General features: G+C 59.2%; 17 protein-coding genes. 16 read left to right on the forward strand and 1 reads right to left on the reverse strand.

Annotated elements, in window-relative coordinates; genetic code table 11:
* The first annotated feature begins 181 nt into the window (after nucleotides 1-181).
* The 9 genes from BVU99_RS00650 (at nucleotide 182) to BVU99_RS00690 (ending at nucleotide 11,264) form a co-directional block, all read left to right on the forward strand.
* Nucleotides 182-592: a GNAT family N-acetyltransferase gene (locus BVU99_RS00650; protein ID WP_019453029.1), complete on the forward strand. Its 411-nt coding sequence runs from the start codon at nucleotides 182-184 to the stop codon at nucleotides 590-592.
* A gap of 27 nt (nucleotides 593-619) precedes the next feature.
* Nucleotides 620-1,309, forward strand: a complete 690-nt coding sequence (locus BVU99_RS00655) for a PAS and helix-turn-helix domain-containing protein (protein ID WP_025304266.1) — start codon at nucleotides 620-622, stop codon at nucleotides 1,307-1,309.
* Between the two features lie 20 nt (nucleotides 1,310-1,329).
* Entirely contained in the window at nucleotides 1,330-2,631 is a 1,302-nt protein-coding gene (locus BVU99_RS00660; protein ID WP_025304267.1) for a cytosine permease, read from the forward strand.
* Between the two features lie 530 nt (nucleotides 2,632-3,161).
* On the forward strand, nucleotides 3,162-3,776 hold the full coding sequence (locus tag BVU99_RS00665; RefSeq protein WP_025304268.1) for a helix-turn-helix transcriptional regulator: 615 nt from the start codon (nucleotides 3,162-3,164) through the stop codon (nucleotides 3,774-3,776).
* A complete protein-coding gene (locus tag BVU99_RS00670) occupies nucleotides 3,777-4,673 on the forward strand; it encodes a queuosine precursor transporter (protein WP_004937338.1) in 897 nt (298 codons plus the stop codon). It begins immediately after the preceding gene.
* A complete protein-coding gene (queF, locus tag BVU99_RS00675) occupies nucleotides 4,651-5,490 on the forward strand; it encodes an NADPH-dependent 7-cyano-7-deazaguanine reductase QueF (protein ID WP_025304269.1) in 840 nt (279 codons plus the stop codon). The genes BVU99_RS00670 and queF overlap by 23 nt, the downstream gene beginning before the upstream one ends.
* 122 nt (nucleotides 5,491-5,612) lie before the next feature.
* Nucleotides 5,613-7,757: a phospholipase C, phosphocholine-specific gene (locus tag BVU99_RS00680; protein ID WP_099816623.1), complete on the forward strand. Its 2,145-nt coding sequence runs from the start codon at nucleotides 5,613-5,615 to the stop codon at nucleotides 7,755-7,757.
* Between the two features lie 86 nt (nucleotides 7,758-7,843).
* Nucleotides 7,844-8,980 carry an ABC transporter substrate-binding protein gene (locus BVU99_RS00685; RefSeq protein WP_099816624.1) on the forward strand — a complete coding sequence of 379 codons (1,137 nt, stop codon included), beginning with the start codon at nucleotides 7,844-7,846 and terminating at the stop codon, nucleotides 8,978-8,980.
* A gap of 160 nt (nucleotides 8,981-9,140) precedes the next feature.
* Nucleotides 9,141-11,264: a TonB-dependent siderophore receptor gene (locus BVU99_RS00690; protein ID WP_043142139.1), complete on the forward strand. Its 2,124-nt coding sequence runs from the start codon at nucleotides 9,141-9,143 to the stop codon at nucleotides 11,262-11,264.
* Between the two features lie 28 nt (nucleotides 11,265-11,292).
* Here BVU99_RS00690 and BVU99_RS00695 read toward each other — a convergent pair whose 3' ends face one another.
* Entirely contained in the window at nucleotides 11,293-12,189 is an 897-nt protein-coding gene (locus BVU99_RS00695; protein ID WP_025304273.1) for a LysR family transcriptional regulator, read from the reverse strand.
* A gap of 272 nt (nucleotides 12,190-12,461) precedes the next feature.
* On the opposite strand from BVU99_RS00695, the gene BVU99_RS00700 reads away from it, so the two are divergent.
* From BVU99_RS00700 to BVU99_RS00730, 7 genes are all read left to right on the forward strand, one after another.
* On the forward strand, nucleotides 12,462-13,778 hold the full coding sequence (locus BVU99_RS00700) for a M20 family metallo-hydrolase (RefSeq protein ID WP_060434562.1): 1,317 nt from the start codon (nucleotides 12,462-12,464) through the stop codon (nucleotides 13,776-13,778).
* Nucleotides 13,775-15,226, forward strand: a complete 1,452-nt coding sequence (locus tag BVU99_RS00705; protein ID WP_025304275.1) for a M20 family metallopeptidase — start codon at nucleotides 13,775-13,777, stop codon at nucleotides 15,224-15,226. The genes BVU99_RS00700 and BVU99_RS00705 overlap by 4 nt, the downstream gene beginning before the upstream one ends.
* A gap of 100 nt (nucleotides 15,227-15,326) precedes the next feature.
* On the forward strand, nucleotides 15,327-16,853 hold the full coding sequence (gene abgT / locus BVU99_RS00710; protein ID WP_025304276.1) for a p-aminobenzoyl-glutamate transporter: 1,527 nt from the start codon (nucleotides 15,327-15,329) through the stop codon (nucleotides 16,851-16,853).
* Between the two features lie 177 nt (nucleotides 16,854-17,030).
* A complete protein-coding gene (locus BVU99_RS00715; RefSeq protein WP_025304277.1) occupies nucleotides 17,031-17,957 on the forward strand; it encodes an aminoimidazole riboside kinase in 927 nt (308 codons plus the stop codon).
* A gap of 197 nt (nucleotides 17,958-18,154) precedes the next feature.
* Nucleotides 18,155-19,564 carry a carbohydrate porin gene (locus tag BVU99_RS00720; RefSeq protein ID WP_025304278.1) on the forward strand — a complete coding sequence of 470 codons (1,410 nt, stop codon included), beginning with the start codon at nucleotides 18,155-18,157 and terminating at the stop codon, nucleotides 19,562-19,564.
* Between the two features lie 63 nt (nucleotides 19,565-19,627).
* Nucleotides 19,628-20,998 carry a sucrose-specific PTS transporter subunit IIBC gene (locus tag BVU99_RS00725; RefSeq protein ID WP_099816625.1) on the forward strand — a complete coding sequence of 457 codons (1,371 nt, stop codon included), beginning with the start codon at nucleotides 19,628-19,630 and terminating at the stop codon, nucleotides 20,996-20,998.
* Nucleotides 20,998-22,407 carry a sucrose-6-phosphate hydrolase gene (locus tag BVU99_RS00730; RefSeq protein WP_099816677.1) on the forward strand — a complete coding sequence of 470 codons (1,410 nt, stop codon included), beginning with the start codon at nucleotides 20,998-21,000 and terminating at the stop codon, nucleotides 22,405-22,407. The genes BVU99_RS00725 and BVU99_RS00730 overlap by 1 nt, the downstream gene beginning before the upstream one ends.
* Nucleotides 22,408-22,419: the final 12 nt, after the last annotated feature.

Genomic DNA, 22,419 nt, shown 5'->3' on the forward strand with positions numbered 1-22,419 from the left:
TTAATACCGCCTGTTTCACTATTTTCTTCTCCCTGTGGCACCTACTATAAGCGGCCTCTCACCTGGCGGAAAAGGGTGAAAACCACCCTTGAAATACATTAATGAAAGTGATATTAGAAGCGGTTAGGGCGAAAGCGCCTAGTTCAGTTTTGAATAATTAAATCAGGGAATTATATTAAAAATGAATATTAATATCACCGACAAACCCAACCCGCAGGATGAAGAGTTCGTTATCGACAGCCTCTGGGCTCACAACCATAAAACCCAGCCCGTAGACATTCACCCACTGTTCCTGACCGTCACTGACGACAACCAGCAGATCGTCGGTGGCCTGGTCGCACGCACCTGGTGGGGCGGCCTGGAAGTGCAGTATCTGTGGGTCGGCGATCAATGTCGCAAAAGCGGTTACGGCCGCCAGCTGATGCAACTGGCCGAAGAAGAAGCCCGCAAGCGCGGTTGCCATATGGCCTATGTCGATACTTTCGATTTCCAGGCCCGAGGCTTCTACGAAAAACTGGGCTACCGGGTCTACGGCGAGCTGGGCGACTACGCGCATCGCCACACCCGCCATTACCTGGCTAAAAGCCTGTAACGCGGCCTGAGCGGCGCAGAGGTAGGTATGGATTCATCGCATAAAAATAATGAATCTTATTTTAAGGGCCTCATCACCATGATGGAGCACCTGAGCGAGCCCTGGGGCATCAAAGACCAGCTGTCCCGCCACCTCTATATGAACCGTGCCGCTTATCTCTATACCAATACGCCGCTGAATTTCGACGTCGCCGGCAAATATGACCACGAATTCCCCGCCGACTGGGCCGACTCCGCCGCCGACTTTATCGAGCATGACAAGATGACCGAAGCAGCGCGCGATCGGGTCACGGTCATAGAAACCCACTACTGGTACGGCAAAGACAGCCTGACGCCGTTTATCAGCGAAAAGCTACCGGTGTACAACGATGACAAACAGGTGATTGGCGTGATCTGGAACGCCAAGCCGATGAACAGCCTGTCACCGCTGAAATACATCAATCAGCAAAAACCCAGCGTGTTGACCACCGAAGTCAATAACGAGCTGTTCACCCGTGCCGAACTCGATGTCATTTTTCTTATGCTGCAACGATTTACGGTAAAAGAGATCGCAAAAATCTATAACGTCAGCAATAAGACCATCGAAAACCGCATTTATAACATTTACCAGAAGGCCAACGTGCATACTCAGCAACAATTTGAGGAATACTGCAAATACGCCAATCTGGATAACTACATTCCCGATCGCCTGATAACCAAAGGCATTCAGTTTATTTGAACCGCAAGGAAGATCTCACCGTGATAAAGATCGAAGATTATCCGCTCACCCGGGTGCCGCAGGATAAAAGAGTCTCGTTTTTAAGCGTGGCCATCGTGCATATGGGCATGTTGACCGCGCTGGACCAGTTCATGCTCGGCGCCGTACTCGGCAACTCCATGACGCTGATTGACGCTTTCACCGCCATTTTCGTCGGCAGCCTGATCTTCGGCGTGGTGACCTACGGCCTGGGGCTGGCGGGCATGCGTGAAGGCATTTCCGGCAGCCTGCTGGCGCGCTGGTGCGGCTTCGGCCGTCTGGGCTCGGTGCTGATCGGCGTGGTGGTGGCCGTCAGCCTGCTGGGATGGTTCGGCATTCAGAACGCCATTTTCGCCAAGTCGCTCGACTTCGCGCTCGGCAATAAGCTGGGCTTTGGCTTGGCCGCCGGGCTCTCGGGCACGCTGTTGACTATCCTGGTGGCATTCGGTTTCAAGGCGCTGCGCATCGCCGCACGTATCGCGGTGCCGATGTTCATCATGCTGGTGGCCTTTATTTCAGTGACCGCGCTTTCCGGGCATAACCTGCAGGAGATCATCCAGCTGGCGCCGCCGGGTGAACCGCTGACCATCAGCGCCGGCATCACCATCGTCGTCGGCGGCGCCATCGTGGCCAGCCTGATGACCCCCGATCTGACCCGTTACTCCAAAAACGGCAAGCACGTGCTCGGCGTCACGCTCTTCACCATCATCGCCGGCGAGTTCGTGGTAAACGGCCTGGCGATCCTGATCGCCAAAACCCTGGGCACCGCGGATGTAGTCACCATCATGTCACAAGCGGCCGGCGGCGCCGGTTTGCTGGTAGTGGTGTTCTCCACCCTGCGCGTCAACGATCTCAACCTGTATTCCTCTTCGCTGGGCATCGTCAACGCGGTGGAAGGCATCACCGGCAAAAAGCTGAAGTACACCTACACCACGTTGGTGATCGGGATTCTGGGCACTACGCTGTCGGTGCTGGGCATTCTCGACCGCTTCGTCGACTTCCTGACGGTGCTTGGCGTGGTCTTCCCGCCGATTATCGGCATCATGTTGGTGGACTATTACCTGCTGCGCAGCCACCGCAAGATCCTGGACGAGAGCCGCCGCACGGGCCAGTTGCCGAACGAAACGCCAACCATCGGCTGGGCGGCGATCGTCGCCAGCATCGCCGGCGGCGCCGTTGGCCTGGCGACCGAATGGGGCGTACCGACCATCAATTCCCTGGTAGCGGCCAGCCTGCTGTATTGGGTGCTTAAACTGGCCTTCAGTCGGGCGCAAAAACCGCTGGCCTCGCAGAAGTCTCTCTGATTTTCGCGCACGCGGTAATGCACTCCTCCGGTATCGGGGGAGTGTTTGACGCTCGAAAAGGGGATTCAATGCAAAAGATGGGGCCGATCGCGCAGACAAACGGCCGTGGTGTTTAGGGTCCCTGGTGTCGGTAGCAAGCTATCCATTTATGCTCAGAGTGTGGCAATGCCCCCTCTGAGCTTTTTATTATAAAAACTGTCGGCTTCCGTATTTTGATCGTAAAGAAAAACTTCAGCTTGCATGAACAGTAGCCCATGAAATCGGCTTTGGTCAACATAAAAGTAAACATAAAACCGGCTTTTGTGTTCACTTTTCTATAAGTAAAACCTAATCAATTGATTTGCACGGCTTTATCTTTCTCGCAGAGGAAGCAGGCTACCCCCGCTGACATCACTGCGCTAAACGGCTGACGGTAAACAATAATTACCGCTAATAATCAGTTCGTTACCCGCTCGTCTGCGCCTTTTTATCTGGACAACGCCAATGCGTAAGATATAGTGAAGCCTGCGTAATGTTTGTAAGGACAGCCAATGAAAACCACCAACGCACAGCGCAAAATCAACATCATTAAAAATATTGAATATCTGATGCGTACCCGCGGTGAAACCAAGGCTTCCTTTTCCAATCGCAGCGGCCTGACGCGCACTACCCTCTACAAAATTCTTGACGGAAGAGTGAACAACGTTCAGCAATCCACCGTGAATCGGATCTCCGACTTCTTCGGTGTCTCCTGTGAAGAGATCGAAGACTACGATCTGGAAAAACTGGAGCTGCTCAACGAAACGCTGTCCACCGAAGGCAACAAGAACCCTTCCGCCATTCCGGTGATCCCCCAGTCGCGCTATCTGGCCGTCTCGCAGCGCAAGATCGGGCAGCTGGTCACCGAGTTTCCTCTGACTTATTTCTTCGGCGATGAGTCGAACATGTTGGCAATGAAAATAGAGACCGAAATTAAAGGGTCATTTATTCCCGGCGAGGTCATCATCATCAAAAGGCCGCCGGTACTGATTTGCGATTCACCTTTGCTGTATCACTCGGGAAAACGCGGCTTCTTTGTGGTTGACGACAAAGACAGCGAAAGCATGGACAAACGCCCTCAGGACACCGTGCAATTCCTGGGTTACATCGTTGGAGAAAGGTTATAAATGGAACCGAATCAGAAGTTCAAGCTGTTGGGCTTCACCCGGCATGGCACCATCGCGGCCAATGTCATGGTATTGGCCACCGGCAAAACCATTACCATGGGGCTGAATGAGCTGGCCGACAGCGAAATATCAGAAGATCTGAGCCGGCACGAGCTGCAGGCGCTGTACCGCAAACTCTATGGCGACAACCAACAAAAAACCGCCTACGAGCTCAGCGATCGCCACGAACGCTCCTGGTACGCCTACCTGATTATTACCGTGGCGCTCAGCGTGATTTATATTTTCTCAACGCTGTGCGGCGTCAAGCCGATCCAAATCCCGGTGCTGAATCTCATCACGCCGCCGGCGATCTTCATCTACCCGCTCACGTTCATTCTGGTGGATATCCTCAACGAATTCTACGGGTTGCGGCTGGCACGGCGCACGATTATCATCTCGTTTATCGCCAACCTGACCTTCGTCCTGGGGGTTTGGGTAACAACGCTGGTGCCGAGTATTCCGCAGTGGGAGTACAGCGAGACCTACAACGGTATCGTGCACAGCATCATGGCGGTGCTGGTGGCCTCGTCGGCGGCCTATCTGATCTCCGAGAACGTCAACTCCTACCTGCTCTGCAAAATCAAAGAGTTGACCAACTCCCGCTACCTGTTTGTGCGCGTGATCACCAGTACCGTAGTGGCGTCGGCCATCGACAGCGTGGTGTTCTGTACGCTGGCGTTCTACAACGTGCTGAGCTGGGACATCATCAAAACCATGATCCTGTCGCAGTTCCTGATCAAGGTGGTTTACGCCCTGCTGGGCGTCGGGCCGATCTACGCCACCCGCAGTCTGTTTAACCGCTACATCAATACCGAACAAGCAAAGGGCAATGAATATGCATATCCAAAAGCAAGATAAGATCACCCATCTTGGCGCGAACTCCGATTATCCGGATCAATATGCTCCCGCATTGCTCGAAGCCCTGCCGCGCGCGCGCGGCCGCGATCTGATCGGCGTGGACGAGCAGCAGCTGCCATTCAGCGGCTTCGATCTGTGGACCGCCTTCGAGTTGTCGTGGCTCAACGGCAAGGGCAAACCGGTGGTGGGCATCGGCGAATTTACCTTCCCGCACTCTTCTTCCAACCTGATCGAATCCAAATCGTTCAAGCTGTATCTCAACAGCTTCAACCAAACGCGCTTCGACAGCGTGGAACAGGTGAGCGCCGCCATGCAGAAGGATCTGTCGCAGGCGGCCAATGGCCAGGTCACCGTCAAACTCTATCCGGGGCTGGAAGGTTACCCCGCGCAGATCGATCGCCTGCCGGGCATCAACATCGACGATCTGGATATCGCGGTCGACGACTTCGCCTTCAAACCGGAGTACCTGAGCGGCGCGGCCGATCAAGGGGAACCGGTGTCGGAGACGCTGTCTTCCAATCTGCTGAAATCCAACTGCCTGGTCACCAACCAGCCGGACTGGGGCAGCGTGGTGATCCGCTATGAAGGCCGCAAAATCGATCGCGAAAGCCTGCTGCGCTACCTGATCTCCTTCCGCCAGCACAACGAATTCCACGAGCAGTGCGTCGAGCGCATTTTCAACGACATCAAGCAGAGCTGCCGCCCGGAAAAACTCAGCGTGTTCGCGCGCTACACCCGCCGTGGCGGCCTGGACATCAACCCCTTCCGCAGCGATTTCGAAACGGCGCCAGCGCTCGGCCGCCTGATCAGGCAGTAAGCGTTACCCCCCAATGCTCCCGCCAGGGAGCATTGTTTCCTCGCTTTCATCTCCCTGTTATTTTTCGCCATTATCGTCGTCAGCGGCTATCTTCAAAGCACACTGACGGAGATTAACGACGCATGCCTGACCTTACTCGCAGAGACCTACTGCGGGCCGCCGCCATTGGATCGGCTTTCACGCTGTTGCCCGCCTCGATTCGCAAAGCGCTGGCCATTCCCGCCAATAACCGCACCGGCACCCTGCGCGACGTCGAACACGTGGTGATCCTGATGCAGGAGAATCGCTCTTTCGACCACTACTTCGGCACCCTGCCGGGTGTACGCGGCTTCAGCGATCGCTTTACCATCCCATTGCCCGGCGATCGCCTCGTCTGGCAGCAGCAGGGCGCCGAGCGGCTGGTGCTGCCCTACCATCTGGACAGCAAACGCGGCAACGCACAGCGCGTCACTGGCACGCCGCACTCGTGGGTGGATGAGCAAGCCGCCTGGGATCACGGCCGCATGAGCGCCTGGCCCACCTACAAAACGCCGGCCTCGATGGGCTACTACCGCCAGCAGGAGCTGCCGTTCCAGTTCGCACTGGCCAACGCCTTTACCCTGTGCGACGCCTATCACTGCGCTATCCACGCCGGCACCAACACCAACCGGCTGTTCCACTGGACCGGCACCAACGGCCCGTCCGCCGCCGACGTGGCGGTGGTGGTCAACGAGTGGGACAGCCCCGGCCCGGCGGAGATCGGCTACCAGTGGACAACCTATCCGGAACGGCTGGAGGCGAGCGGCGTCAGCTGGAAGGTGTACCAATTCCTGCCGGACAACTTTACCGACAACCCGCTGGCGGGCTTCCGCCAATACCGCGCCGCCAGCATTCAGGTGGGCAACCCGGCGCGGCCGCCGAAAGGCTTCAACGCCTTCGTACCTTATCGCGACGAGCTCAACGCGACCGCGCCGCTGTACAAGGGCAACGGCAACACCCTGCCGGCCGCCGACGGCAACGATCTGGACGCCATGCTGGCCGGATTCCGTGCCGACGTGCAGCAGGGCAAACTGCCGCAGGTCAGTTGGATCATCGCGCCGGCGGCCTATTCGGAACATCCCGATCCCTCCAGCCCGGTGCAGGGCAGCTGGTTCACGCAAGAGATCCTCAACGCGCTGACCGATAACCCGGAGGTGTGGAGCAAAACCGTCCTGCTGGTCAACTACGACGAAAACGACGGCTTTTTCGATCATATGCCCTCACCTTCCGCGCCGTCGCTGCGCGAAGACGGCAGCTTCGCCGGTAAATCGACGGTGCCGTTCGATACCGAGATCTTCCAGCACGTGGCGCCGCCCGGCTCGCAGGATCAGCCGCCGCCGGACGGCCGCATCTACGGCCCCGGCCCGCGGGTGCCGATGCTGGTGCTATCGCCCTGGAGCCGCGGCGGCTGGGTCAATTCGCAGGTCTTCGATCACACCTCGGTGCTGCAATTCCTGGAAAAGCGCTTTCAGGTGCATGAACCCAACATCAGCGCCTGGCGCCGCGCGGTGTGTGGCGATCTCACCTCAGCGTTCAACTTTGTCGACCCTAACGGCGAAGCGCTGCCAAGCCTGCCCGCCACCAGCCGCCACGCCGCCGATGGCCTGCGCCAGCGCCAGGAACAGCTGCCGCAGGTGCCGCTGCCATCGCCCGCCCACCAGCGTTTGCCGCACCAACGCCGCCTGGCGCGCCCTTCCCGCGCACTGCCCTACCAGCTGCACGTCGAGGCCACCGTCGCGACCGAGCAGCGCCGCGTGACGTTGAACCTGTTCAATACCGGCGAGCAGGGAGCGGTATTTCACGTCTACGACCGGCGAGACCTGACGCAAATCCCGCGCCGCTATACCGTCGAGGCCGGCAAGGCGGTCAGCGACGACTGGCAGGCGGACAATGAGTACCATCTATGGCTGCTCGGCCCCAACGGCTTTCATCGCGAGCTGCGCGGCGTCCTGAGTCGGCCGCAGCCGGAAGTGCGTTTGCGCCCAACGGGCCGCAGCCTGCAGCTGCAGTTGAATAATCCGGGCACCGAAGCGATAGCGGTCACCCTCGAACGCTGCCCTTACACTCAGCAAGGCCCGTGGCCTATTACGCTGCCTGCGGGCGGCAGCCACCAGCAAACGTTTGACGCCCGCACCAGCGGCGGCTGGTATGATCTTACGCTGCGAGGCCCCGGCTGGCTGCGTCGCCTGGCGGGGCGGCTGGAGGACGGTGAGCACAGCGTCAGCGACCCGCTGATGGGCCAGGGATGATCTATCGGCATCAAGGGAGTTCAAAAAGCGAAAGGATATCGCTTATCATTGCGTTCTCGTTCTTCGCCGATTACCCAAGGATCTTCATGCCCGCTGTTCTTATCGCTAAAGCCGGCCGCTGGTTGGCCGCCTGTGTGTTGCTGTTGGCCGGCACCGCTCAAGCCGCGCCGATCGTCGTCACCGATGTCGCCGGCCGCCAGGTCACCCTGCCGCAACCGGCCAAACGCGTTATCCTGGCCGATGCCCGTGCGCTGCTGGCGCTGAATATTCTGCATCCGCAGGAGCCGCTGAAAAACATCATCGCCTGGGACAACTCGCTGAAGGTCAAAGCGCCGGATCTGGTGGAGGCCTACGCGAAAAAATTCCCGCAGGTCATGCAGATCCCCACCTTCGACAACCCCTACACCAGTGATTTCAGCGTGGAAAGCGCGGTGGTGCGCCAACCGGATCTGATCATTTTCGACATCGGCCTGCTGAGCAAATTGAAAGACAGCGGCGTGCTGACCCAGCTGGAAAAAGTCGGCATCCCGGTGCTGATCATCGATTTTCGCCAGCAGCCGCTGACCAACACCGTCGCCAGCATGGCGCTGTTGGGAAAAGTGTTTGACGAGCAGCCCAACGCCGATGCTTTTATCCGCCTCTATCAGCAACGCCTCGAACTGGTGCGCCAGCGGGTCGCCACGCTGAAACCGGAGCAGCGCCCCAGCGTCTTCATCGAGCGCAGCGCCGGCATCAAAGGCGAACAGTGCTGCAACACCTTCGGCAAAGGCAGCTTCGGCCAGTTCATCGATACCGCCGGCGGCAACAATATCGGCAGCAAGCTGTTTTCAGACATGGGCGGAGAAGTGAACGTCGAGCAGGTGATCAGCAGCAACCCGGATTTCTATCTGCTGACCGGTGCCGACTGGAGCCGTGGCCATCGCGGCACGCTGGCGGTACCGCTGGGTTACACCACCGATATAGCCACCAGCCAAAAGAAACTGGCGCATCTGCTGGATCGTACCGGTATTAACGTGCTGAAAGCGGTGAAAGAAAAACGCGTGATGGCGATTTATCATCAATTTTACGACACGCCGCTCAACTTTATCGCGGTTGAAGCGATCGCCAAATTCCTGCACCCGGCGCTGTTTAAAGATATTGATCCGCAAGCGGATATCGAAATGGTGCACCAGAAATTCACCGCGCTGGATTACAGCGGCGTCTTCTGGCTTACGCCACAATAACCTCCCGCAGGGCCCGCCAGTCGGGTCCTGTTTCCCGCATTCATTATTTAGTTACCCACTTAACTATCCCGTAACAATTCTATTTACTTGCCAATAATTATCATTAAGATTGTCTTTTCTAAAAAAACACATCCGGGTCTGAAACTCTTAAGGCATTATTATGTCACCTCTTTTTCGGCTTTCCCTGCTGACGGCTTCCATCGCCGTCGCATTCCCTGTCCTTGCTACTGATAACTCATCTCAGAACGATACCGACACCGTGACCGTCGTCGGCAACTGGCTGGACAACCCTGATACCAGTTCGGTGCTGCTCAACCATCCGGGCGCGCGTTCCATCGTCACCCAGCAGCAGATGCATGAGCAAGGCGACCAAACCATCGCCGACAGCCTGCGCGGTGTGCCCGGCGTGCAGGTGCGCGACAGCAACGGCACCGGCGGCAGCGATATTTCGCTCAACGTCGGCGTGCGCGGCCTGACATCGCGTCTTTCTCCGCGCTCCACCATTCTGATGGATGGCGTCCCGCTGGCGGTTGCGCCTTACGGCCAGCCGCAGCTGTCGATGGCGCCGCTATCGATCGGTAACCTGCAATCGGTGGACGTGGTGCGCGGCGGCGGTGCGGTGCGCTACGGGCCGCAAAACGTCGGCGGCGTGATCAACTTCGTTACCCGCGACATTCCCAAAACGTTTGGCGGCACCGCCAGCGTACAAACCCAGGGCGCCAGCCACGGCGGCCTGAAGACCCTGACCAGCGCCTCCGTGGGCGGCACCGCAGACAACGGCCTCGGCGCCGAGCTGCTCTATTCCGGCCTGCACGGCCAGGGCTACCGCGACAACAACGACAACACCGACATCGACGATTTCATGCTGAAAACGCGTTATGCGTTCACCGATCGCGACGAACTGCTGGCCAATTTCCACTACTACGACGCCAAAGCCGGCATGCCGGGCGGGCTGAGCAGCGCGCAATACGCGCAGAACCCGTTCCAGTCCACGCGGCCGTGGGATCAGTTCGAAGGCCGCCGCAAGGATATGTCGTTCAAATACAAACATCAGGAAGACGACAAGCAGTTCGAAGTGTTGACCTACTTCACCGACAGCTACCGCGGCAGCAACATCGAATCGGAAGGCACCGGCAAAAACGCGGGCCAGCGGCGCATGGTCTCCTATCCGCGCCACTATTCAACCTGGGCGATCGAACCAAGCTATTCGCAGCTGTTTCGCTTCTGGAATATGGCGCACGAGATCACCCTCGGTTACCGCTATCTGAATGAAACCATGGACGAAAAAGCATCGCGTTCCGCCTGGTATAATCCGGCCAATATCGGCTCGACGCCGGATACCCCGGACTATTACCAGCATACCTCCGGCGGTACCGCAGCCAACGCGTTCTATATCGACGACACCATTAACGTCGGCAACTGGACGGTCACGCCGGGCCTGCGTTATGAAAGCATTCGCACCCACGTGGACGATTCATTCAACAACATCAGCCGCGAGAAAAGCTACAGCGAGCCGCTGCCGTCATTGAACGTGATGTACCACCTGTCCGACGCCTGGAAACTGTTCGCCAACGCCAACACCTCGTTCGGCAGCATGCAGTATTTCCAACTGACCAAAGGCGGCAACGGCAACCAGCCGGCGCCGGGGCTGACGGCGGAAAAAGCGCGCACCTATGAGTTCGGCACCCGCTACGACGACACCGTGGTCAAGGCCGAGGCCACGCTGTTCTACATCGACTTCGATAACCAGCTGCAGTACATCAGCAACGACGTGGGCTGGACCAACATGGGCGCCACCAAGCACAAAGGCATCGAGCTGGCGCTCAGCTACGATCTCAGCGAGCTGAATCGGGCGCTCGACGGCGCCAGCGTCTACACCAGCTATACCTACACCAAAGCCAGCACCGACAAGGGCGACTTCGCCGGTAAAGATCTGCCGTTCTACTCGCGCCAGGTCTATACCGTCGGCACGCGTTACGCCACCGGCAGCTGGGTATGGAATCTGGACGGTTATGCGCAGTCGAAACAGCATTCGCCGGGCACCGGGCCGGAGTACATCACGCAGGAAAGCGCCGATGGCCAGTTCGGCAACATCGCCGGTTACATGGTGTGGAATATGCGCGGGGAATATAACTTCGGGCCGCAGCTGTCGAACCTGACGCTGGGCGCCGGGGTGAAAAACCTGTTCGATCAGCGCTACTTTACCCGCTCCAACGACAATAACTTCGGCAAGTACGTCGGTGAACCGCGCACCTTCTTCGTGCAGGGGTCGATCGCCTTCTGATACCCGGGCCCCCGATGGGGCTTCGGTATCACCGACAGTAAAGACGAAACAGGCGCGCCAAGTGCGCGCCCATCGGCGTCAGGGTGGTGTCCTTGCGTTGGATAAGATAAAACGTCGCTTTCGGCAGACTCTCTTCCAGCTCAAGCGGCACCAAATGCTTGCCCAGAATCGGATCCGAAATCACGTCCACCGACAGAATGCTGACAAAATCGCTCTGCGCCACCAGGCTGGTACAGGCCATAAAGGTCTCACAGGTTACGCTGATCGACGGCGCCATGCCCAAGTCCCCGAACAGATCGTGCAATAGCCGGTAATAACTGCCTTTCGGCGTCGGCATGGTCCAGTCGCAGTGCTGTAGCTGTTTCAGCGAGGTTGCCCCCTCCATCGGATGCCCTTTGCGCACCACCACCCGATACTCTTTTTCCATCAGCCGTTCGTACTGCAACTCGTTGTCGAGGCTGCTGGGGTAATAGGTATTGACGGTAAAATCCAGCTCGCCCTGACGCAGTTCAGGGATCATCGACACCAGCTGCCCCTCGACGATGCGCACCTTCACGTTGGGATACTCACGATGAAACTGAGTGACCACCTGCGGCATCACAGTACGCGCAATGCTGCCACCAACGCCGATATTCACCGTGCCGCCCGCCAACCCCAGCCGCTGCTGGATATCTTCCTGCGCCACCCGCAGCTCCTCAAGGATCAGGCTGGCATGCTGGAAAAAGTTATCGCCACAGTCGGTCAATACCACACCCTGGCTACGGCGAATAAACAACTTGGCGCCCAGCACCTCTTCCAGCTCCTGAATGGCTTTGGTCAGTGCAGGCTGGGAAAGGCGTGAGGTACGGCTAGCGGCGCGGATGCTGCCCTGGCGGCTAACGTCCACAAATGCACGTAATTGGTGCAATTTTATCGAGGCTGGCATAGGCGAAAGGCGATAACCGTTATTTATCAATAGCAAGATATTGGCATCTTATTTAGCCAGATTCCATTGTGTACATTCGGAAAAAACATAATAAATAACCAAATTCTTATTTCGCTTAATTAAGCGCATTTTCTGCGCCAATAAGCGCCATTCACGGCAGTTAGTAACCAAATACACCTTTTTATTTGCAAGAGCATCACCGTCTGATTTCAGTTCAGAGCATAACTGCTGCCTGGAGCGATCCAGCGCGCGATAACTTATGAGATATCACTATGACTAATTCGCTTTCGATGTTGGTGGCCGATCTGTACCCGCAATTGCAGGCCTGGCGCCGCGACTTCCACCGCTATGCCGAATCCGGCTGGTTTGAGTTCCGCACCGCCACCCTGGTGGCGGAAGAACTCGATCGGCTGGGTTACCGCCTGCAGCTAGGCCGCGAGGTCATCAAGGCCGAGGCGCGCATGGGACTACCCTCGTCCGATGAGCTGGAGGCGCAGGAACTGCGCGCCCGCAATCAGGGCGCGTTGGAAAAATGGTTGCCGCATTTTTCCGGCGGCTTCGCCGGCATCGTCGCAACGCTCGATACCGGCCGCCCCGGCCCGACTATCGCCTACCGCGTGGATATGGACGCCCTCGATCTCAACGAATTGCTGGAACCCGAACACCTGCCGTTCAGTGAAGGCTTCGCCTCTTGCAACAGCGGCATGATGCATGCATGCGGTCATGACGGCCATACCACCATCGGCCTGGGGCTGGCGCACGTGTTCAAAAGCCTGGAGTCCCTGCTTAGCGGCACCGTCAAATTGATCTTCCAGCCGGCGGAGGAAGGCACACGCGGCGCAAAATCGATGGTGGAGGCCGGCGTGGTGGACGACGTCGATTTCTTCACCGCGGTGCATATCGGCACCGGCGTGCCGGCCGGTGAGCTGGTATGTGGCAGCGACAGCTTTATGGCCACCAGCAAGCTGGACGTTACCTTCCGCGGCGTCGCCTCCCACGCCGGCGCCAAGCCGGAAGACGGTCGCAACGCACTGCTGGCGGCGGCGCAGGCTGCGCTAGGGCTTTACGCCATCCCGCGCCACAGCGAAGGCAGCTCACGCATCAATGTCGGCGTGCTGCAGGCCGGCACCGGCCGCAACGTGATCGCCGATCGGGCGTTTATGAAGGTGGAGACGCGCGGCGCCACCAATGAGATCAATACGTTCGTCTATCAGCAGGCCCTGAACGCCATCGAAGGCGCCGCCAAAATGCACGGCGTCGCCTGCGACATCGCGCTGATGGGCGCGGCGCAGAGCAGCAAACCGACCCAACCGTGGGTGGATTATATCCGCCGCCAGGCGCAGCAGATAACCGAGCTGACCTCGGTGGTCGATCGCCGCGAACAGGCGGCGGGTTCAGAAGACGCCACCTACATGATGGAACGGGTGAAATCCCGCGGCGGCCAGGCCTCATACGTCATTTTCGGCACCGAGCTGAGCGCCGGGCACCATAACGAGAAATTCGACTTCAACGAACAGGTGATGGCGGTGGCGGTGAAAACGCTGGCGTCGCTGGCGCTGAACCTGCCGACATTCGGGAGCGGAGCATGAGCAACTCAGAACTGCAGGCATTTATCGACGACTACATTGACCAACGTCAACCCCGCTTCAGCACGCTGAGCGACGCGATTTGGGATCACCCGGAAACGCGCTTCAACGAGACCTATTCCGCCACGTTGCTGGCCGATGCGCTGGAACAGGAAGGCTTCTCGGTCGAACGCGGCGTGGGCGACATCGAGACGGCGTTTATCGCCAGCTACGGCAGCGGCCACCCGGTCATTGCGCTGCTGGGCGAGTACGACGCGCTGGCCGGGCTGAGCCAGCGGTCCGGTTGCGCCACGCCGCAGCCGCTGGTGGAAAACGGCAACGGCCATGGCTGCGGCCACAACCTGCTGGGCACTGCGGCGCTGGCGGGCGCCTTCGCCGCCAAGGCGTGGATGCAGCAGAACCGGCTGACCGGCACCCTGCGCTTCTACGGCTGCCCAGGCGAAGAAGGCGGCTCCGGCAAAACCTTTATGGTGCGCGAAGGTCTGTTCGACGACGTCGACGCCGCCCTCACCTGGCACCCAGAAGGCTTCAGCGGCATGTTCAACACCAGCACACTGGCCAACATTCAGGCGGCGTTTCACTTCAAGGGCGTCGCCGCCCATGCCGCCAACTCGCCACACCTGGGGCGCAGCGCGCTGGACGCGGTGACGCTGATGAATACCGGCGCCAACTTCCTGCGCGAACATATCGTGCAGGAAGCGCGGCTGCACTACGCGGTCACCCACACCGGCGGCAGCTCCCCCAACGTGGTGCAGGCCGACGCCGAGGTGTTGTACCTGATCCGCGCACCGCAGCTCGACCAGGCGCAGGACATTTACCAACGGGTGATTAACATCGCCAAGGGCGCAGCGCTGATGACTGACACCCAGATGGACGTGCGCTTCGACAAAGCCTGCTCCAACTATGTGCCGAACCGCAGTCTGGAACGCGCGATGTATCAAAACCTGTGTGATTTCGGTCTGCCCGAGTACAGCGACGCCGAACGCCGCTTCGCCGAGGAAATCCGCCAGACGCTGAGCCGCGACGATCTGCGCAACGCCAAACTCAACATAGCCCGCACCGGTGGCGCAGCCGGGCGCGAGTGGGTACAACTGCTGGGAGATAAGGTGCTGATGGACGAGGTCGCTCCTTATGTGGAGTCCGACGACCTGCTGTACGGTTCTACCGACGTTGGCGACGTGAGCTGGGTGGCGCCAACCGCCCAATGCTTTAGCCCCTGTTTCGCACTCGGCACTCCTCTGCACACCTGGCAACTGGTGGCGCAGGGCCGCACCGCTATCGCCCATAAGGGCATGTGCCTGGCCGGCAAGGTGATGGCGGCGACCGCCATCGATCTGCTGAGCGACAGCGCCCTGCTGGCGAGCTGCCGCAGCGAGTTTGAGCACCAACGCGCCGAACAGCCGTATCGATGCCCTATCCCACAGGGGGTAAAACCCTCCCCATTGAAATAGCATGAACAGACAGGGCCCGGTTCACCGGGCCACTAAGCATAATTATAAATAAATCAAATAATAACAATCACACAACAGAGCAAACACAGAGGGTAAAATCATGAGTGAGGCCACAACGCCAATCAATAAAAGCCCCGGACGCGTTTTTTACTGGGTGGAACGCATCGGCAATAAGATCCCTAATCCGTTTTTACTGTTCGTCTATTTGATCCTGGTGCTTATGCTGGCCACCGCGCTATTTTCCTGGCTCGACGTGGCGGTGAAAAATCCGGCCACCGGCGAGCTCATCAAGGTGAATAATCTGATGAGCGTGGCGGGCATGCAGTGGATATTTCCCAACATCATCCATAACTTCAGCAGCTTTGCGCCGCTGGGGGCTATTTTGGCGCTGGTGATAGGCGCCGGCCTGGCGGAAAAGGTCGGCCTGCTGCAGGCGCTGATGTACAAAATGGCCTCGCGCGTCAGCGCCCGCTACGCCAGTTATATGGTGCTGTTTATCGCCTTCTTCAGTCATATATCGTCGGACGCCGCGCTGGTGGTGATGCCGCCCCTTGGCGCACTGATGTTCGTGGCGGTGGGCCGCCACCCAATAGCCGGACTGCTGGCGGCGATCGCCGGCGTCGCCTCCGGCTTTACCGCCAACCTGTTGATCGTCACCACCGACGTATTGCTTTCCGGTATCAGTACCGAAGCCACCAAAGCGGTGGATGGCGCGGTTCACGTCAGCGTGATCGACAACTGGTACTTTATGGCCACCTCAGTGGTCGTGCTGACCATCGCAGGCGCGCTGCTCACCGACAAATTTATCGAGCCCCGTCTGCCGAAGTGGCAAGGCAGCGCCGAAGACAAAATCGCAGCGCTGACCCCGCTGCAAAACCGGGGGCTGATGATGAGCGGTATCGCCGCGCTGGTGTTTATCGCCATCATCGCCGCTCTGGTGGTGCCGGAGGCCGCGCCGCTGCGTGACCCGAACACCGGTTCGGTGATCCCTTCCCCGTTCATCAAGGGTATCGTGCCGATCATCATCCTGTTCTTCTTCACCGTCGCCATTACCTATGGCGTAGTCACCAAACAGATCCGTCGGCCGGACGATATTCCCCACCACTTGCTCGATCCGATGAAAAGCATGGCGGGTTTTATCGTGATGGTATTTCCGCTGTCGCAGTTCGTGGCGTTCTTTAACTGGAGCAACATGGGCAAGTTTATGGCCGTCGGCCTGACCGATATGCTGGAAGCCGCCGGCATGAGTGGCGCACCGGCATTTCTCGGCCTGATGTTCCTCTCCGCCTTCCTGTGCATGTTCATCGCCAGCGGCTCGGCGATCTGGTCAATTTTAGCGCCGATCTTCGTGCCGATGTTTATGCTGCTCGGTTTCCACCCGGCGTTCGCCCAGATGATCTTTCGCATCGCCGACTCTGCGGTGCTGCCGCTGGCGCCAATGTCGCCGTTCCTGCCGCTGTTCCTCGGCTTCCTGCAGCGCTACCGCAAAGACGCGCAGCTCGGCACCTATTACGTGCTGATCCTGCCCTATCCTTTGGTGTTCTTCAGCGTGTGGATTTTGCTGCTGCTGGTCTGGTATGCGCTAGGCTTGCCAATCGGTCCCGGCGTCTATCCGAAGCTGGGCTAAACGCTCTGCTATCTCGCCCCGCGCTGGTTCGCGGGGCAGATTCCCTCCCCCCAAGCCCAGTAGAAAGATTGATCTTCCTCACTGCCCAAGCGGCTCTGAGGATTATTTCATTGCCTTGCTAAATCGGTTCTTCTATTTTAGCTAACCATCTGACAACGACAAAAATAGGGATTAAGCATGATGAATCGCGTATGGGTACTGGGCGACGCCGTGATCGACCTGGTGCCGGAAAATGCCAACGGTTATCTCAAATGCCCCGGCGGCGCGCCGGCGAATGTGGCGGTGGGTATCGCCCGGCTCGGTGGCGACAGCGCTTTTATCGGGCGTGTGGGGCAAGACGGCTTCGGCGCCTTTCTGCAGCAGGTACTGAGCGATGAAGGGGTGGATATCGGTCATATGAGACCGGATCCCGACCACCACACTTCCACGGTGGTGGTGGATCTCGATCTGCAGGGTGAGCGCTCATTCACGTTTATGGTGCAGCCCAGCGCCGATCTGTTTTTGCAGCCCGACGATCTGCCGGCTTTCCAACGGGGCGAATGGCTGCACCTCTGCTCCATCGCGCTTTCACAAGAACCCAGCCGCAGCGCGGCCTTTGCGGCGATGGAACGCATTCGGGCGGCCGGTGGCCGGGTCAGTTTCGATCCCAACATCCGCGAAGAGGTCTGGCGCCAGCCGGAAGCGCTGCGCCCCTGCCTGCAAAAGGCGCTGTTGCTGGCTGACGTGGTGAAACTGTCGCGCGAAGAGCTGGCTTTCATCAGCCACCTTGACGATGTAGAGAACGGCATCCGCTGGATGATGCAAACCTACCCGACACGCCTGCTGCTGGTGACGCTGGGCGGCGACGGCGTCTGCGTACACGATGGGCATCGCCTGCGCCATTTCCGCGCGCCGTCGATCGTGCCGGTCGATACCACCGGCGCCGGCGACGCGTTTGTCGCCGGTCTGTTAGCGGCGCTGGCACGCCTTCACGAATTGCCGCAGGAAACGCAGTGGCCGGCGGTTATCGCCCAGGCTCAGGCCTGCGGCGCACTGGCCACCACCGCCAAAGGCGCCATGACCGCCCTGCCCCGCGCCGAAGAGCTCACCGCTTTTCTGCGCTGATCCCCTGCATCCACGGCGATCCCCTGGGCGCCGTGGTCTTTTACTCCCCACGATTTGCGCACTCGATCACAATAGCTGAATCGGGTTAGCAAACTTGATTGCCAGCCTGCTTCTTGATCGTTATCTTTCGCCATGAAAAACCGGTTTAGCAATTTAGCAAAAAATAATAACAACCCTTACCCGGATGATAGACGATGATGAAAAAACTCAGCTATTTGGCGATAACAACAGGGCTTTTCCTCTCTGCTTCCAATGCAGCGGCCTCGGGCAGCGGCAGCATCGAGGCGCGCCTCAACGCGCTGGAACAGCGCCTGGCGCAGGCGGAACGGCGCGCCGCACAGGCTGAAACCCGCGCGACGGCGGCGGAACGCCGGGCGCAACAGCTGGAGCAGCGCACCGCCAACACGGAACGGCAAACCGCGCAGATTGCGCAGCATACCGCCGCGCCGCAAACGCCAATTGCCCCGATCAGCGCACTGAAACTGAATGGATTCAATGATCTGAAACTGTACGGCGACGTGGAGTTCAATCTGGACGGCGCCAGCCGCAGCGGCCAGCTGACGTCGCTGAAAGGCAGCGACCACAAAGACTGGAAGCCTGGCAACAAAGAACGCTGGGATATCAACGGCCGCATTCTGGTCGGGCTGGACGGCTACCGCCGCAATCCGGACGGCAACTTCTCCGGCTTCAGCGTGCAACCGCTGGCAGACATGAGCGGCAAAATGAACCTGGATGACGCCGCCTTCTTCTTCGGCAATGAAAAGAACTGGCAAACCAAAATCGGCCGCTTCGAAGCCTACGACATGTTCCCGCTGAATCAGGACACTTTCATTCAATACTCCGGCAATACCGCCAACGATCTGTACGCCGACGGCTTCGGCTATATCTACATGATGAAAGAAGGCCGCGGCCGCAGCAGCAGCGGCGGCAACCTGATGTTGAGCAAATACGCCGGTGATGTCTATTTCGAGCTGAACACGCTGGTGGAGGACGGTACTTCACTGTTCCAGGACAGCCGCTATCACGGCAACGCCCTGGACAATAAGAAAAACGTCGCCTATTTGCGCCCGGTGATCGCCTGGAAAAAAGACGCCTTCAGCATCGCGGCGGCAATGGAAAGCAACGTGGTAAATAACGCCTACGGGTATCAGGACAGCCAGGGCCGCTTCGTCGATCAGTCCAAGCGCAACGGTTACGGCATGACGATGAGCTGGAACAACAGCGCCGCCAACCCGGATAACGGCGTGGTGGCCAACCTGAGCACCGCCTATCTGGATGCCTCAGGCGAGCAAGACTTCACCGCCGGCGTGAACGTGCTGTGGCGGCGCTTCGAACTGGGTTATATCTATGCCCATAACAATATCAAAGAGTTCAATACCGCCGGGATCGCCGCCGATATCCACAACCCGCTCAGCGAACCGGGCAACTACGACATCCATACCGTTCACGCGTCGTATCAGATACCTAACATTATGAATATGAAGAATTTCAATCTGTATTTAGGCGCCTATGTGTCGCTGCTGGAAGCTAACGCCGACAACAAGATCGCCAACGGCGACAACGATCAACGTTACGGCATGCGCGCCAGATTCAAGTATTTCTTCTGACATCGATTCACGACGCTGCGTCGCAAACTGCGCGGCGGCATTTTTATTTAGCAAGGGGACAACATGGACATTACCGCAACCGCCAACGCGCTGTTGCCGCTGCTCGGCGGTAAAGAGAACATCGCCAGCGCCGCCCACTGCGCCACGCGCCTGCGTCTGGTGCTGGTGGACGACAGCAAGGTGGACAAAGAGGCCATCGGCAAACTGGACGGCGTCAAAGGCTGCTTCAGCAACGCCGGTCAAATCCAGGTAATCTTCGGCACCGGGCTGGTCAACAAGGTGCATGCGGAATTCATCAAGGCGGCGGGCGTCAGCGAATCCAGCAAGGCCGAAGCCGCCGATATCGCGGCGAAAAAGCTCAACCCGCTGCAGCGCATCGCCCGCCTGCTGTCGAACATCTTCGTGCCAATCATCCCGGCGATCGTCGCTTCCGGCCTGTTGATGGGGCTGCTCGGCATGGTGAAAACCTACGGCTGGGCCGATGCCAACAGCTCGCTGTTCATCATGCTGGATATGTTCAGCTCGGCGGCGTTCATTATCCTGCCAATTCTGATCGGCTTCACCGCCGCACGCGAATTCGGCGGCAATCCCTACCTGGGCGCCACGCTCGGCGGCATTTTGACGCATCCGGCGCTGACCAACGCCTGGGGCGTCGCGGGAGGGTTCCACACCATGAACTTCTTCGGGCTGGACATCGCCATGATCGGCTATCAGGGCACCGTGTTCCCGGTGCTGCTGACGGTGTGGTTCATGAGCCTGTTGGAGAAACGGCTGCGCAAGGTGATCCCCAACGCGCTCGATCTGATCCTGACGCCGTTCCTGACGGTGGTGATCTCCGGGTTTGTCGCCCTGCTGTTTATCGGCCCCGCCGGCCGCGCGCTGGGTGACGGCATCTCCTTCGTGCTCAACACGCTGATTGCCCATGCGGGGTGGTTCGCCGGGCTGCTGTTCGGCGGCCTCTATTCCGCTATCGTCATCACCGGTATTCACCACAGTTTCCACGCGGTAGAGGCCGGGCTGCTCGGCAACCCCACTATCGGCGTCAACTTCCTGCTGCCGATCTGGTCGATGGCCAACATCGCTCAGGGCGGCGCCTGCCTGGCGGTGTATTTCAAAACCCGCGACGCCAAAATCAAAGCCATCGCGGTGCCTTCCGCCTTTTCCGCCATGCTCGGCATCACCGAGGCGGCGCTGTTTGGTATCAACCTGCGCTTCGTGAAACCCTTCCTGGCAGCGCTGGCGGGCGGCGCGCTCGGCGGCGCCTGGGTGGTGGCCAACCACGTCGGCATGAACGCGGTCGGGCTGACGGCGATCCCTGGCATGGCGATTGTGCAGGCCAGTTCGCTGGTCAGCTATATCATCGGCCTGGCGATCGCGTTTGGCACCGCCTTCATACTCTCCCTCCTGTTGAAATATAAAACGGACGCGCAATGATGGAAGAACTCAGCTTAATCAAACAGGCGATGCAGGCGGTCATGAACGGCCAGCCACGCGCGCTGCGCGATCCGCACCGCCCGGCCTGGCATCTGGCGCCCAGCGTTGGCCTGCTGAACGATCCCAACGGCTTCATCCAGCACAACGGCGTTTATCACCTGTTCTATCAGTGGAATCCGCTGGGCTGCGATCATCGCAACAAGTGCTGGGGACACTGGCAGTCGAGCGACTTGCTGCGTTGGACGCATCAGCCGCTCGCCCTGGCACCAGGTGCCTGTTACGACAGCCACGGCTGTTATTCCGGCTCGGCGGTGGTGGCGGAAGATAAAATCACGCTGATCTACACCGGCAATGTGAAATTCCCCGACGGCTCACGCACTGCCTATCAATGTCTAGCTCAGGAAAGCGATCGGGGCGAATACCGCAAGCTCGGGCCGGTGCTGCCGCTGCCGGACGGCTACAGCGGGCACGTACGCGATCCCAAAGTGTGGCGTCATCAGGATACCTGGTACATGGTGCTCGGCGCGCGTGACTTGCAGGATCGCGGCAAGGTGCTGCTGCTTCGTTCCAGCGATCTGCGCGGCTGGCAACCGCTGGGCGAGATCGCCGGTTCCGGCCTGCACGACCTGGGTGAATTCGGCTACATGTGGGAGTGCCCAGACCTGTTCTCGCTGGAGGACGCCGACGTGTTGATATGCTGCCCGCAGGGGCTGGCGCCGCAGCCGGAACGCTATCTCAACCGTTATCAGGCCGGCTATCTGCTCGGCAAGCTGGATTACCTGCAGCCGGCCTTCAGCCACGGCGAATTTCGCGAGCTGGACGCCGGCTTCGAGTTCTATGCACCGCAGACGACGCTGGCGGAAGATGGCCGCCGCCTGCTGTTCGGCTGGATGGGCGTGCCCGAGCAAGATGAAGAAGCCCATCCGACGCGCCGTTACGGCTGGATCCACACCATGACCTGCCCACGCGAGCTGTCGCTGCGGCATGGCCGCCTCCACCAGCGCCCGGCGCGCGAGCTGCAACAGCTGCGCGGCGAGCGAGCATGCTGGCAAGGCTGTGCCGATGATGCCCCCGCCTATGCGCTGGGGGCTGCGGAGCTGCAGTTGACGCCGCAGGGCGCGTTCAGCGCCGCGTTTGGCGAGGCAATGACGCTGAACTGGGACGGCGAAAGGCTGCAGCTGACGCGCGCTTCCCTGGCCGACGGCCAGCCGGAGCACCGTTACTGGCGCGGCCCGGTCACGCATCTGCAGTTGCTGTTCGATCGTTCCAGCGTGGAGATCTTCATCAACCGCGGCGAGGCGGTGATGAGCGCGCGCTACTTCCCGGCCAGCGAGCCGCAACTGCGGCTGTCCGGAAGCGCGCCGCTGGCGTTGGAATACTGGCCGCTGACGCCATGCATGCTAGAATGACGCATCCTCCGA

The sequence above is a fragment of the Serratia sp. OLAL2 genome (genome assembly GCF_002752475.1).
GTDB lineage: Bacteria > Pseudomonadota > Gammaproteobacteria > Enterobacterales > Enterobacteriaceae > Serratia > Serratia bockelmannii.